The 13091-nt window shown below is 50.6% G+C and carries 15 protein-coding genes and 1 riboswitch; all 15 genes read right to left on the bottom strand.

The window, feature by feature from the left end; all coding sequences use genetic code 11:
* Window positions 1-11: 11 nt before the first annotated feature.
* The gene (locus AC6B99_RS22550) at window positions 12-545 is read right to left on the bottom strand and encodes a redoxin domain-containing protein (RefSeq protein ID WP_056028881.1); all 534 of its coding nucleotides are present in this window, start codon (window positions 543-545) and stop codon (window positions 12-14) included.
* A gap of 90 nt (window positions 546-635) precedes the next feature.
* Window positions 636-1379, bottom strand: a complete 744-nt coding sequence (locus AC6B99_RS22545) for a pseudouridine synthase (RefSeq protein WP_046231994.1) — start codon at window positions 1377-1379, stop codon at window positions 636-638.
* 54 nt (window positions 1380-1433) lie between these two features.
* Window positions 1434-1967, bottom strand: a complete 534-nt coding sequence (locus AC6B99_RS22540) for a spore maturation protein (RefSeq protein WP_056028883.1) — start codon at window positions 1965-1967, stop codon at window positions 1434-1436.
* Window positions 1960-2628 carry a nucleoside recognition domain-containing protein gene (locus AC6B99_RS22535; RefSeq protein ID WP_056028885.1) on the bottom strand — a complete coding sequence of 223 codons (669 nt, stop codon included), beginning with the start codon at window positions 2626-2628 and terminating at the stop codon, window positions 1960-1962. The genes AC6B99_RS22540 and AC6B99_RS22535 overlap by 8 nt, the downstream gene beginning before the upstream one ends.
* 103 nt (window positions 2629-2731) lie before the next feature.
* Window positions 2732-3910 carry a D-alanyl-D-alanine carboxypeptidase family protein gene (locus AC6B99_RS22530; RefSeq protein ID WP_494858699.1) on the bottom strand — a complete coding sequence of 393 codons (1179 nt, stop codon included), beginning with the start codon at window positions 3908-3910 and terminating at the stop codon, window positions 2732-2734.
* 243 nt (window positions 3911-4153) lie between these two features.
* Window positions 4154-4642: a GerW family sporulation protein gene (gene ytfJ / locus AC6B99_RS22525; protein WP_056028889.1), complete on the bottom strand. Its 489-nt coding sequence runs from the start codon at window positions 4640-4642 to the stop codon at window positions 4154-4156.
* 158 nt (window positions 4643-4800) lie between these two features.
* Window positions 4801-5487: a DUF2953 domain-containing protein gene (locus AC6B99_RS22520; protein ID WP_056028891.1), complete on the bottom strand. Its 687-nt coding sequence runs from the start codon at window positions 5485-5487 to the stop codon at window positions 4801-4803.
* 77 nt (window positions 5488-5564) lie between these two features.
* A complete protein-coding gene (gene scpB, locus AC6B99_RS22515; protein WP_046231988.1) occupies window positions 5565-6170 on the bottom strand; it encodes an SMC-Scp complex subunit ScpB in 606 nt (201 codons plus the stop codon).
* Window positions 6139-6918 carry a segregation and condensation protein A gene (locus AC6B99_RS22510; RefSeq protein WP_056028893.1) on the bottom strand — a complete coding sequence of 260 codons (780 nt, stop codon included), beginning with the start codon at window positions 6916-6918 and terminating at the stop codon, window positions 6139-6141. The genes scpB and AC6B99_RS22510 overlap by 32 nt, the downstream gene beginning before the upstream one ends.
* A 158-nt stretch (window positions 6919-7076) precedes the next feature.
* Window positions 7077-7547, bottom strand: a complete 471-nt coding sequence (gene ribH, locus AC6B99_RS22505) for a 6,7-dimethyl-8-ribityllumazine synthase (protein WP_056028895.1) — start codon at window positions 7545-7547, stop codon at window positions 7077-7079.
* A 41-nt stretch (window positions 7548-7588) separates the two neighbouring features.
* Window positions 7589-8839, bottom strand: coding sequence for a bifunctional 3,4-dihydroxy-2-butanone-4-phosphate synthase/GTP cyclohydrolase II (locus tag AC6B99_RS22500; RefSeq protein ID WP_494858695.1), 1251 nt, complete (start codon window positions 8837-8839; stop codon window positions 7589-7591).
* 51 nt (window positions 8840-8890) lie between these two features.
* The gene (ribE, locus tag AC6B99_RS22495) at window positions 8891-9580 is read right to left on the bottom strand and encodes a riboflavin synthase (protein ID WP_056028899.1); all 690 of its coding nucleotides are present in this window, start codon (window positions 9578-9580) and stop codon (window positions 8891-8893) included.
* Window positions 9581-9595: 15 nt separating this feature from the next.
* Window positions 9596-10702, bottom strand: coding sequence for a bifunctional diaminohydroxyphosphoribosylaminopyrimidine deaminase/5-amino-6-(5-phosphoribosylamino)uracil reductase RibD (gene ribD, locus AC6B99_RS22490; protein ID WP_056028901.1), 1107 nt, complete (start codon window positions 10700-10702; stop codon window positions 9596-9598).
* Between the two features lie 154 nt (window positions 10703-10856).
* A riboswitch (FMN riboswitch) is annotated at window positions 10857-11067 on the bottom strand.
* Window positions 11068-11264: 197 nt separating this feature from the next.
* Window positions 11265-11696, bottom strand: a complete 432-nt coding sequence (locus AC6B99_RS22485) for a peptidylprolyl isomerase (RefSeq protein WP_056028903.1) — start codon at window positions 11694-11696, stop codon at window positions 11265-11267.
* Window positions 11697-11752: 56 nt separating this feature from the next.
* Window positions 11753-13084, bottom strand: a complete 1332-nt coding sequence (gene lysA / locus AC6B99_RS22480) for a diaminopimelate decarboxylase (protein WP_056028905.1) — start codon at window positions 13082-13084, stop codon at window positions 11753-11755.
* Between the last annotated feature and the right edge of the window lie 7 nt (window positions 13085-13091).

The following is a 13091-nucleotide window of genomic DNA, read 5'->3' as shown; positions in this document are numbered from 1 at the left end:
GAAGAAACCTCCTAATACGTTAACAGCTTCTCAATACGCTCATCGATATATTCCTCTGTCATTCCGCCAACTGTAATATCCATAATGGTGCCATCCGGCTTTACGAAAAAAGTAGTCGGATACGACTTAAGTCCATACTTTCGCTCCGTCTTCCTGTCAACATCGCGCAATATCGGATAGTTCAGCTCAAACTGGCGGACGAAATTGTTGACGGTGAGTGTATCCTCACTCAAATTAATAGCCAGAATTTCGAGGCCATCGTTTTGCCATTTGGCAAATTGACGTTCGAATTCCGGCATTTCCTTCACGCATGGCGGGCAGAACGTTCCCCAGAAATTAACGACGATCGCTTTGCCCTTATAATCGGACAACTGATGCACGTTGCCCTGCAAATCTACAAGCTTAAACTCCGGCGGTGTGCCGCCCACCTTCGGAATGCCCCCGCTTTCGCCCGAAGCAAACAAAGTTGTTCCAATCGCATATCCCCCGATAATGAGCACGGCTGACAATATGACGATTTGCATAATTTTGCGTGACGATTTCATAGGGCTTTCATCACCTGCATTTCGGTTAGTGTGTCAACATAGATAGTTCCATTATAACGAAAAGCTGGCGGCAATTGCCGCTGCCGCCGTCTACTTTTTATGAACTTTATGTGACTTGCGAGCAGCTTCGCGCAGCTCCTTCACTTCTACAGGCGTCAGATGGCGGAATTGCCCCCTTGCCAAATTGTGCAAGCCCAGCTCGCCGAACTTCACCCTTCTCAAGCGAACGACAGGATGGTTAATCGCTTCGAACATCCGTCTAACCTGGCGATTGCGGCCTTCATAAATGGTAATACGGACAGTCGATGTATTCTCTTCCGTATTAACATCCTGGTACTCAACCTCAGCAGGAGCGGTCATGCCGTCTTCAAGCTTAACGCCCTTCTTCAATTGGTCCAGCAGCGTTCCGTGAGGCACGCCCTTTACTGTCGCATAATAGGTTTTCGGTACATGATGGCTCGGATGCGTCAGAAGATTGGCGAACTCGCCGTCATTCGTCAGCAGCAGCAGCCCTTCCGTATCATAGTCCAAGCGGCCTACCGGATACACGCGCTCCCTGATGCCTGGCAAATAGTCAGAGACGATTTTGCGGCCTTGCGGATCGCTCGCACTCGTAATAACGCCCTTCGGCTTATTCAGCATCACATACACTTTCTTCTCATTTCGGATCGGCTTGCCATTCACGAGAATGACATCGACAGCTGGGTCTGCTTTCACACCAAGCTCGGTCACTTTCTCGCCATTGACTTCCACCACTCCGGCCAAAATCATTTCCTCGCATTTTCTTCGGGATGCGATGCCCGCTTGCGCTAATATTTTCTGTAAACGTTCCAATACTTTCACCTCAAACTTTATCATACCGATATGAGGCGCAAAGCACAAGCACTGTTAACCGAATATGTACATGCAAATGAAAATTGCCGCCAAAAAACCGATTAGATCGGAAAACAAGCCCACTTTAAGCGCATATTTGGTTTTTCGAATGCCGATAGCGCCAAAATAAACGGTCAGCACATAAAGCGTCGTATCCGTGCTTCCTTGAATGGTAGACGCAATCCGGCCAATCATCGAATCCGGCCCATAGGTTTGAATCAGGTCTGCGGTAAAAGCAAGCGACCCTGCCCCCGTTAGCGGCCTGAGCACCGCAAGCGGCAATACCTCGCTCGGTATGCTGAGCCAATCGAACAACGGACGAACGGCGCCAATCATAAAATCCATCGCGCCAGAAGCGCGAAACATGCTGATCGCGACCATCATCCCAACGAGATGGGGAATAATTGCAATGGCCGTACCGAAGCCGTCCTTGGCTCCTTCTGTGAAGGTCTCATAGACGGGCACTTTGCGAAAAGCCGCATAAAGCGGAATAAATACGATAATAGCGGGTATCAACCATGCCGATGCTCTTGTAAAAGCGTCAAGCAACGCCGCCACCTCCCCCCGAAGCTGCCGCAGCTCCCGGCTTGGCTGGAGGAGCAAGAGGCTGGGATGGGCCTTTAATAATAGGCGGCTTTTGCCTGCTGCGGTACCAGCGATCAGCTGCAATCGCCGCGGTGGTGGCAATAAACGTTGCGGCGAGCGTCGTGCCGACGATTTCCGCCGGATTCGCCGAGCCGTAATTCATGCGAATCGCAATTAATGTCGTAGGAATAAGCGTAATGCTGGACGTATTTAGCGCCAGCAGCGTGCACATGGCTGGAGTGGCTACAGCCGGATCTGGGCTCAGCTTCTGCAGCTCCTGCATCGCCTTAATGCCCATCGGCGTTGCTGCATTGCCTAGTCCGAAGAGGTTGGCGCTGAGGTTGCTCATAATATAGCCGAGTGCCGGATGGTTTTTGGGCACATCGGGAAATAGAAAGCGGACGATGGGACCGAGCAGTTGTGCCATTTTCTTCAACAGCCCGGCATCCTCCGCTATTCGCATCATGCCAAGCCAGAACACCATAATGCTGATCAGCCCAAAGCTGATCGTCACGCCGGCCTGCGCTCCTGTGAACGCGGCTCCGGCTACTGCATCGATTTTGCCATTGAAAGCACCGACAACGACGCTAATGACAATTAAAAACAGCCAAATAAAATTAACCATGCTTCCCGCCTCCCCAAGCAGTCAAGCGTAAACGGCGGCTTTCATCTTCATCACGAAGCAGCCGTTTCAGATTCCATTTAAAGTGGTATACTGCAGACTTATATCAACTAAACAACGCCCGAATGGCTTCGCCAGCCGCCGCCAAATAACTTTCTTTCCTTAGCCCATCGTTGAAAAAGGCATCCGCTTCGGCCTTTTTGCGCTCCGGAAGCGTAAGTCTGCTGCTTCCCGTATCATAGATTGGTACAGCTCCTATTTTCGCCCCGTTCATATACCACTCCAGCGTTCCTCTTTCGCCTAATGCATAACGCGTCGTTGCCGCATTTACCACGACAAGCCGCGAAGTCAGCTGGCCTTTTTCCTCCTCCGTTAAGGGGTAGCTGAAGCTTTGCCCTACAGCGTAAGGATAGCCGGCAAGCGCCTGTCCTTTACCCGCTATTTGGGCTAGCGGATAATGCTCGAAGCCCCAATCAAGCATATGGCGATGATCCGCCCAATCGTCTCCATCGCTAAGCGTGACAGCTGCCAGCTGCTGACCGTCACGGGTGGCGGAGCTGACAAGGCAGCGCAGCGCCTGCTTGGTGTAGCCGGTTTTAACACCATCTGCACCCTCATACATTTGGAGCATTTTATTTTTGTTCACCCATTTGTACTGCCACTGCTCATGCGGATTTGGAACCTGCTTGACCGGTGTGCTGACAATTTTGGCAAACACGGGATTGCGCAGCGCATAAGCTGCCAGCTTAGCAAGATCGTTAGCAGAGGAATAATGCCCCTCCTCATCAAGGCCATGCGGGTTTTTAAATTGGGAGTTTTTCATTCCCAGAAAAGCAGCCTTTTCATTCATCAGCACAACGAAGCCTTCCTCTGAACCGCCGACATGCTCGGCAATTGCGGTTGCTGCATCATTTCCCGAGCGCAGCATGAGGCCATAGAGCATGTCCTGCAATTTCATTTCTTCATTAAGCTGCAAATAAATCGAGGACCCTTCCTTGCCTACTGCACGCTTGCCCGTCTTGACGGTGCCTGACAGGTTGCCATGCTCTATCGCTACGATTGCGGTCATAATTTTGGTTAAGCTGGCTATAAGCATCGGCTTGTCACCGTCCTCGCTGTAGAGCAATCTGCCTGAGGTGACATCAATCAGCGCCGACGCTGATGCATGTGTACTCAGCGGTTCTGGTTCAGCCGCGTAGCCTGGCGCTGGCAGGCTTGTCTCTGTCAAGCAGAGCGCCAAACCTAACAAGAGCAGTAATCGAGCTATTTTCACATTGCTAATCATTCTTCGCGGCCCCTTTCCTATGTGTAAGTCTGATATACAAGGAAGGACTTTCCTACAGACTTTTAAACGCCTTGTACACTATATGCTTGTCTCGGCAAAATAAGACTGTAAAGTGTAGCCCGCTTACGCCCTAGCTGACGTTCCAGTACCTAACGAGCGCAGCAATATTACAATATCTATATAGGCTTAACTTTTAAAATTTATACTTTAAACGAAAAACTGCCCTTGCGGGCAGCTCTGGCCTTAAATAATGGTTGTGTCAGTTGTGCTCATATAGCCTGAGTTCATAGTGGTGCCAGTTAATTGGCTTGCACCACTGGACGAGCTTCGCATCATCGATTGCACCTTGTCAAATACATATGGTGTCGAATCAATAATTCGCTCCAGCAAATGCGTGTTGTTGTCGAGCGGCACGATTTTGACGCCTTGGGTGCCGACAACGAGGAAGGCAATTGGTGTAATGGATACGCCGCCGCCGCTTCCTCCGCCGAAAGGAGTTGCTACGGTAGCTTTGTGACTGTCATCGGAGCTGCTGGACGAAGCCGAGCTGTCACCGCTGAACCGCATATCACTACCTCCGGCTACAAAACCGAAGCCAACTTTACTGATCGGCATAATAATGCTGCCGTCTGGCGTTTGCACAGGGTCGCCTACAATCGTATTGACGTCGACCATTTCTTTAATATTTTCCATTGCTGTCTGCATAAGGCCCTGTATTGGATGCTCTTGCACAACATCTCCTCCTAATTGTCCAAATCAATTTAACGCAGGCTACGCTAATAATGTTTCCCGCGGCCGCGTATTGTATGTAATTAAAAAAAAGCAAAACCACGCCCCTTTTGAAGGAGGTGGTTTTGCTTGCCCATGAAATATTTAGCTATGCTCATCCATTATTTAAACAATATATGGTGCCACACGTGAATGCCGTGCGAGCCTTTTTTGAGTCTCAGCAGCAAAGCCAGCCAAGATCTCACCGCATGGAACATGCTGAGCTTAGCCGTACAATGCCATTCCGTCTGAAAATAAGTTCCTTGGTATACCGGCTGCACCTGGAGCACCGGATCGGCTTTAAGCAGCACGAATTGTGAAATGACGCCCAGCATCGTCGTTTTAATCGACCATACTGCCCCCGTCGTCATGGCCGTCCACATCGCGTCTCCAACGCCTACCGTTGTCGACCATTTCCATTCGGTCAATTGCACCTTTTTCAGCAGCTGCTTGACCCAGCCTCGCAAATTATCGGTAACTTCCACCGCATGCTTCAGTTTTTCTATAAACCGCTGTACATTTTCGGCGTCAATTTTCCCCTGCTGCTCTTTGGAATGCTGTACGCCCGCACGGTTGGTACTAATTTGCTCATGCAGCCGAATCATGGCCCCCTGCAATTTCATCTGCGGGATCTTCACCTTATAGTGCAGCAGCCCGTACAGCCCTACAATTCGCACATCGATATGGTCAAGCTCGCCCTTCCTAGTCAGCTTTCCATATACACGCACCGGCGAAGCAAGGGCCAGCAGCAATAAGAACAAAAAAAAGAGACCTGCCGCCGTCATCAAGCCGTAAAGGTTTCCGGGCATTTTGCTTCCTCCGTTTTCCTATTATGGATTGAATATAGTATGACCCGGCGGTCAAATCTCATTCTCTGCAAGCTTGATTAATTCGGCGGAATCTCGTCAATGGTCATTTGCCGCTCGCCGATGCGTTCAAACAGCATTTGCGTCTGTTCTTCAAGGGCGTCTTCTACATCGATGTGCTTCGGCTCTGGCAAAGCTTTAATGCTCGACAAGCCGAAATAATCGAGGAACGCTTTGGTCGTGCCGTACAAAATAGGACGTCCTATTGCTTCCGCGCGGCCCACCTCTTCAATTAAATCTTTAGAGACGAGCGACTGAATCGCTCTATCGGTTTTGACACCGCGAATTTCCTCGATATCAATACGGGTAATCGGCTGGCGGTAGGCAACGATTGATAACGTCTCCAGCGCTGCTTGAGACAGCTGCGATCGTGTTGGCGTATAGGCCATCCGCTCAAAATAAGCTGCGTGATCAGGATGCGTCGTCAACCGATATGCACCAGCAACCTCCGTTACCTGAACGCCCCGCTCCTCCCGCGCCAAATCCCGGTGCAGCTCATACACCAAATCGGCAGCAAGCTCAGCATCAAACTGCATAATATCAGCAATTTGCCGCTTCGTCAGTCCTTCATCTCCTGCCATGAACAGCAGGCCCTCAATAATCGACTTCAACTTCTGATAATCCACTGTCCTCTGCATCCCCTCTCCAATGAATGACAATATCATCAAACAGCTGATGCTGAAAACAACGAATATGCTTCATCTTCATCAACTCCAAAATCGCCAAAAACGTTACGACGATTTCATGCTTGTCCATATTTTCACGAATCAGCTTTGAAAACTGCACCGTCTCATACTGCCGCAGTACTTCAACAATGTCGCGAATCCGATCCTTTACGGAAATTTCGTCCCGCTGCACGGTCGCCACAAATTGGCGCCTCGCTGCCTTTTTGAGCGCACGCTGAAAAGCCGCTACCAGATCAGACACATGCAGGCCCTCAAGCGGGTTAATGTCCTGCTCCTGCAAAAAGGGGGTCATGTCCTCCGGCTCACGCGAAAAAACGAGGCTCCGCTGCGTTTCCTTCTCGCGCAGCTGCTCGGCAATTTGCTTGAATTTGCGGTATTCCACGAGCTTCTGAATGAGCTCATCACGAGGATCAAGGCCATCATCCGGCCAGTCCTCATATTCTTCCTCAAACACGGGCGGCTTCGGCAGCAGCTGCCTGCTCTTGATGGCCAGCAGCGTAGCTGCCATCACCAAAAACTCGCTGGTCACCTCAAGCTCCATCTCCGTCATTGCGTTCAAATAGTCCATATACTGATCTGTAATCTCATTGATCGATACCTCATGAATATCGATTTCTGCTTTATCAATCAAATGCAGCAGCAAATCCAGAGGCCCTTCGAAAGATTCCAGCTTGTAAAGCACTGACACTGCCATTTCCTCCCGACTAATCTTCCGATAAAATCGCTGCGCCACCCGTAAGCGTAAACAGCTGCTGCCAACACACACTAGCGGCATCCATCCGTTACGCTGAAAATATAGAAAGGCCTCTTCTCAGAGGCCCATCTCGCGAGCTGCAAGCCTTAAGCTTAATTATGCAGCAATTTTGTCAAATTAGCCATCTCTATTGCACTAGCAGCTGCTTCATACCCTTTATTTCCAGCTTTTGTTCCTGCGCGTTCAATCGCTTGCTCGATGGAATCAACCGTCAATACGCCAAAAATCGTCGGTACGCCCGTTTTCAAGCCAACAGCCGCTACCCCTTTGGCCGCCTCATTGCACACATAATCAAAATGCGGCGTTGATCCTCTAATAACGGCGCCAAGCGTAATAACCGCATCGTATTTGCCGCTCTCTGCCATTTTTTGCGCGATAAGCGGAATTTCAAAAGCTCCTGGCACCCAAGCAACCTCAACCTCATTATCCAAAGCGCCATGGCGTTTAAACGCATCAAGCGCTCCGCTCAGCAGCTTGCCGGCAATAAATTCGTTAAACCTTCCAACAACGATTCCGTAACGCAAGCCTTCCGATACTAAATGTCCCTCATATACATGCGGCATAATTAAATTCCTCCCAAATGGTTTTTATAATATTTTTAATATTACTGTTGTTCCTGGTTTTGATCCTGAAAATCGAACAGATGGCCCAGCTTCGCCTGCTTCGTCCGCAAATAACGATCATTGTCCTTATTCGCTTCCATTTGAATCGGCACACGCTCGGTGACTTCAAGGCCATAGCCTTCCAGCCCTTTAATTTTGCGCGGGTTGTTGGTGAGCAGGCGCATTTTGCGAATGCCGAGATCGCGCAAAATTTGTGCGCCAATACCGTAGTCCCGCAAGTCCGGCGCAAATCCAAGCTGCAAATTGGCATCGACCGTATCCAGCCCCTGCTCCTGAAGCACATAAGCTTTCAGCTTGTTGATCAGACCGATTCCGCGTCCTTCCTGGCGCATATAGAGCAGCACGCCATTGCCCGCTTCCTCAATTTGCGACAGCGCTGCCGCAAGCTGCGGCCCGCAATCACAACGATGCGAATGGAACACATCGCCCGTCAAGCATTCCGAGTGCACGCGCACAAGCAGCGGAGTTTCTGGATCAATCTCGCCTTTGACAAAAGCAACATGCTCCTTGCCGTCTACATCATTCGTAAAACCAATCGCTTTAAAATCGCCGAAATCCGTTGGCATATTAACCTCAACGACACGCTCGACGAGCTTTTCCTTCGCATTGCGGTATATAATCAGCTCTTGGATTGTAATAAGCTTGAGATCATGCTCATGCTTAAACGCCACGAGATCCGGCAATCTTGCCATCGTGCCATCTTCATTAATGACCTCGCAAATGACCGCTGCCGGTTCCGAGCCGCACATCAGGGCCAGATCGATACCTGCCTCTGTATGGCCTGCCCGTCTGAGCACACCGCCATCTTTCGCAATTAGCGGGAAAATGTGGCCCGGCTTGCGGAAATCTGCCGCCTTCGTGTTCGGGTCAATGAGCGACTTGACCGTCTCGGAGCGCTCATGCGCAGAGATGCCGGTCGTTGTGGAGATATGGTCAACGGAAACGGTAAACGCCGTTCCATGAAAATCCGTGTTGCGCGCTACCATCGGCGGCAGCTCCAATTGCTCCGCCCGCTCTGCGGTAATCGGAACACACACAAGCCCCCGCGCCTTTGTAATCATAAAATTGATGACTTCAGGCGTCGCCATGGAGGCCAGCGCAATGAGGTCGCCCTCATTTTCCCGATCCTCATCATCTACAACGATAACGGGCTTGCCAAGCAGCAAATCCTCAAGCGCTTCCTCAATCGTATTGAACAAAGATTTCTCTAAAGGCTGATCCTGCTGTCCCATAAAGCTTCCCTCCCTGATCATTCACCACTTCAACTAGCCACTACCTGGTTATTACATAAATCCATTTTCACTTAAAAAAGCAGCGCTCAGCTTTGCTCCGCCAGCCTTGCCGGCTTTGCCGCCGGAAGCCGCACCAGCCTCGCGTGCTGGCTTGAAATGCAGCAAATGCTCCACATATTTGCCAATCATATCGCATTCGATATTAACCGAATCGCCTATGCGCTTATCCAGTAATGCCGTTTCTCCCAGCGTATGTGGGATGACCGATACCGAGAAGCCAGAATCATTCGTCCCGACAACCGTCAAGCTGATGCCATCAATAGCGATCGAACCTTTAGGAATGACATATTTCAGCGTTGCCGCATCATGGAGCTTTATGCTGAATATGACAGCATTAGCGTCGGTTTCCCTTTTGGCAATGATGCCTGTACCGTCAATATGCCCCTGCACCATATGACCGCCGAAGCGCCCTCCTGCCAGCATCGCCCGCTCCAGGTTGACCTGCTCCCCGGGCTTCAGCTGGTGAAGATTGGAGCGCCGGTACGTTTCTGGCATTACATCGGCATCAAAGGTGCTGCCTGTAAAGGAGATGACTGTCAGACAAACGCCGTTTACCGCTATGCTGTCACCCAGCGCTACGCCTTCGAGAACGCGGGAAGCAGCAATCGTTACTACCATAGCCTCACCCTGCTTGACCACCCGTTTCAACTTACCGACTTCTTCAATCAGACCTGTAAACACGGCCAGCCCTCCTCTCTAAACATCGCGATAGACAGGGTAGCCGCTAATGCAAATATCAGCTCCCGCTTGTTCCACCTGCATACGCTCCAGCTCAATAGCCTGTGCCATTTTCTCGAAGCCTTCAAAATCAAAGGTGCCGGGAGCGGCTGCCCCGCCAATAATTTTAGGTGCCATATAAAGCATGATTTTGTCGATGAGTCCGGCTGTCAGCATCGCGCCATTAAGCTTGCCGCCACCTTCCAGCAAAACCGAACCAATTTCCAGCTCGCCAAGCTTTCTCATCGCTTCTGGCAAATCCACCTGCTTGCCAGTGCCTGCCCGAATGAGCTCAACGCCAGCTGCCAGCAGCTCCTGCGCCTTGGCATCATCCGCCTGCTCAGTTGCGATGACGATCGTCCTTGCCGTCCGATCCGTCACCACACGCGCGGTAAGCGGCAGCTTAAGGCTGCTGTCGATGACTATACGCACCGGATGCAGCGCCGGAACGTCCGCTCTCGTAGTCAGCTGCGGATCATCGGCAAGCACGGTGCCGATACCGACCATGATGCCCATATGCTGATGGCGCAGCGTGTGCACCTGCTCCCTTGCCGCACTGCCCGTTACCCATCTGCTGTCGCCGGTGCGGGAAGCGATTTTGCCGTCGAGCGTGCTCGCTGTCTTAAGGGTGACAAACGGCAGCTTCGTCGTAATGTATTTGTTGAATTTCTCATTCATTTGGTTGGAGCGGTCTCCGAGAAGGCCTACTTCAACCTCAATGCCGCATTCCTTCAGCCGTTCAAGGCCACGCCCAGCTACCTGCGGGTTCGGATCGGTCGTAGCCACGACTACCCGTGCGACCTTGGCATCAATGAGCCGTTCGCAGCAAGGAGGCGTCTTGCCAAAATGGCTGCAAGGCTCCAGCGTCACATAAGCGGTGGCGCCTTCCGCTTCCTCTCCCGCCATTTGCAGCGCATGCACCTCGGCATGCCCGGTTCCCCGCTTGAGATGCGTGCCAAGGCCAATAATCCGGCCATCCTTTACAACGACGCAGCCGACGACGGGATTAATATCCGTCTGCCCCGCCGCTTTCTCTGCCATATCCAGTGCCAAGCTCATATAATAACTGTCATTCAAAATATCCATGAACGCAAAAAACCTCCATTAGCAACATAGCCAACGGAGATGAGAGTATTCCTTAGAGACCCGCTTTCAAGTACACAAATAATCGATTTTAACAGACCTAATTGCCCAGCAAAAAAAAGTGCAAGCAAATAAGCATGAAATCACGCCTTGAAAGTGTCTCCTTCTCCCATCCAGACTGTACTGTCGGTCCCGGAATTGCACCAGGTCAGCCGTATACAAACCGCTCATGCGTTCACACGCTCTGAATGGAATGTACACGGGTCACGGACTGACAGGCAGCAGCTATGTCGCTTCATCGTTCAAAGCGCTTAGACAGCCTCCTGATCACCGCCGGTTGGGAATTTCACCCGACCCCGAAGGAAAGTCACTGTATTATTTTTATAAAATATTGGTCACTTACTTTTAAAATGTAACTCTGATGAAATGTTACCACCGCAAAATTGAAAAAGCAAGAAATTTCGATTTTAATTCTCAGGTTAGCAGCCACACTGTCCTATTCTTTTGTAAAAAAGCCGCTTGTTTTTCCGACGAATCGAAAAAACAAACGGCCTTCCCGCAACGATTAAACCGTTACGATTTCAACTTTTTCCATTTTTTCGCCTTGGCGGAACGTGTCAACATGCTCCATGCCTTTAGCGACTTTGCCAAATACAGTGTGTCCGCCATCCAAATGCGGCTGTGGAGCATAGCCGATGTAGAATTGGCTTCCGCCTGTGTTGCGTCCAGCATGTGCCATTGCAAGCGTACCACGCTCATGCTTGTTCGGGTTGATCTCACAGTTGATTGTGTAGCCAGGTCCGCCAGTGCCGTTGCCTGTAGGGCAGCCGCCTTGAGCAACGAAGCCCGGAATTACGCGGTGGAAAGTCAAACCATTATAAAAACCATCGTTTGCAAGCTTCTCAAAGTTTGCAACTGTGTTAGGCGCATCTTGATCAAAAAGGTCAATAATAACCTCTGCTCCGTTTGCCATTGTAATTTTCGCTTGTTTTGCCATCTATTAAACATCTACCTTTCTATATCCGAATAAGACTACGTTACCAAATTTAACCCTTATTTCGCAAGGGCTGTTTTGCGAAGTCTTGCCGGAAGCAAGTCATTGCCGACAATATTGTCCAAAGATTCGCGCTGAACGACGAGATCAGACACGCCATCTTTGACAAATACGACGGCTGGACGGCGGAAACGGTTGTAGTTGCTCGCCATCGAATAATTATAAGCGCCCGTGCAAAATACTGCAAGCAGATCGCCGCTGTTTGCTTTCGGCAATTCCAGATCAATAATGAGCTTGTCGCCGCTTTCGCAAGCTTTGCCCGCTACGGTAACGGTCTCTTCGTTCGCTTCGTTCGCACGATTCGCAAGCATCGCTTCATAAACGGATTGATACAGCGCCGGACGCGGGTTATCCATCATGCCGCCGTCTACAGCGATATATTTGCGCACGCCTGGTATTTCTTTGCTCGTTCCAACGGTATAAAGCGTTGTGCCTGCATCGCCAACCATGCTGCGGCCTGGCTCAACCCAAATTTCAGGAAGCGGGAAATCCGCTGCCGTAAAGCTGGAAATAAGCGTATCCGTGATCGCTGCCACGTATTGAGCAACTGGAAGCGGGGAATCTCCGTCAACATAACGGATGCCGAAGCCTCCGCCAAGGTTGATAACCTGGAACGTCAAGCCAAGGTCTTGGCGAATTTCAATCGCAAACGCCGACATTTTCTCAACAGCCATCTGGAAGCCGTCTACTTCAAAAATTTGCGAGCCGATGTGGGAATGAACGCCAAGCACATCCAGATTGGACAGCTCCATCGCTTCTTTAATCGCCTGCTTAGCCGCGCCATTCGTCAAGTCGAAGCCGAACTTGGAATCCTGTTGGCCTGTGGAAATATAGTCATGCGTATGCGCCTCAACACCCGGCGTAATCCGCAGCAAAATTTTAACTGTCAAGCCTTTGTCCTTCGCCAGCGCATTAAGCACTTTAAGCTCAATAGAATTGTCTACTACGAAGCAGCCGATGCCTGCATCAAGCGCCATGTTGATTTCATCCGGCGATTTATTGTTGCCGTGAAAGTGGATGCGCGCTGCCGGGAAGCCCGCTTTCAGCGCCGTATGAAGCTCTCCGTCGGAAACGACGTCAAGTGACAGGTTTTCCTGCTCGGCAAGCGCACACATGGCCATTGTGCTGAATGCTTTGCTTGCATAGGCCACTTGGAATTGCAGGCCGGATTGTTGAAAAGCAGTCACATATTCATTCGCACGCTTACGCACAAGCGCCTCATCGACAATATATAGCGGCGTACCATATTCTTTCGCCAGCTCCGTTACATCGCAGCCACCGATTTCCAAATGCCCCTGGGCATTAACTTTGCTCGTTCCATGCAAGTACATTGTTATT

Source organism: Paenibacillus liaoningensis (genome assembly GCF_059609455.1).
This window is presented reverse-complemented; position numbering and strand designations above follow the sequence as displayed.

Excerpts from the sequence above, each read along its gene's own strand:
- AC6B99_RS22550 (WP_056028881.1), bottom strand. The coding sequence starts at position 545 with ATGAAATCGTCACGCAAAATTATGCAAATCGTCATATTGTCAGCCGTG.
- AC6B99_RS22535 (WP_056028885.1), bottom strand. The coding sequence starts at position 2,628 with ATGGTTAATTTTATTTGGCTGTTTTTAATTGTCATTAGCGTCGTTGTC.
- AC6B99_RS22530 (WP_494858699.1), bottom strand. The coding sequence starts at position 3,910 with ATGATTAGCAATGTGAAAATAGCTCGATTACTGCTCTTGTTAGGTTTG.
- AC6B99_RS22520 (WP_056028891.1), bottom strand. The coding sequence starts at position 5,487 with ATGCCCGGAAACCTTTACGGCTTGATGACGGCGGCAGGTCTCTTTTTT.
- ribH (WP_056028895.1), bottom strand. The coding sequence starts at position 7,547 with ATGCCGCATGTATATGAGGGACATTTAGTATCGGAAGGCTTGCGTTAC.
- AC6B99_RS22500 (WP_494858695.1), bottom strand. The coding sequence starts at position 8,839 with ATGGGACAGCAGGATCAGCCTTTAGAGAAATCTTTGTTCAATACGATT.
- ribD (WP_056028901.1), bottom strand. The coding sequence starts at position 10,702 with ATGGATATTTTGAATGACAGTTATTATATGAGCTTGGCACTGGATATG.
- AC6B99_RS22485 (WP_056028903.1), bottom strand. The coding sequence starts at position 11,696 with ATGGCAAAACAAGCGAAAATTACAATGGCAAACGGAGCAGAGGTTATT.
- lysA (WP_056028905.1), bottom strand. The coding sequence starts at position 13,084 with ATGTACTTGCATGGAACGAGCAAAGTTAATGCCCAGGGGCATTTGGAA.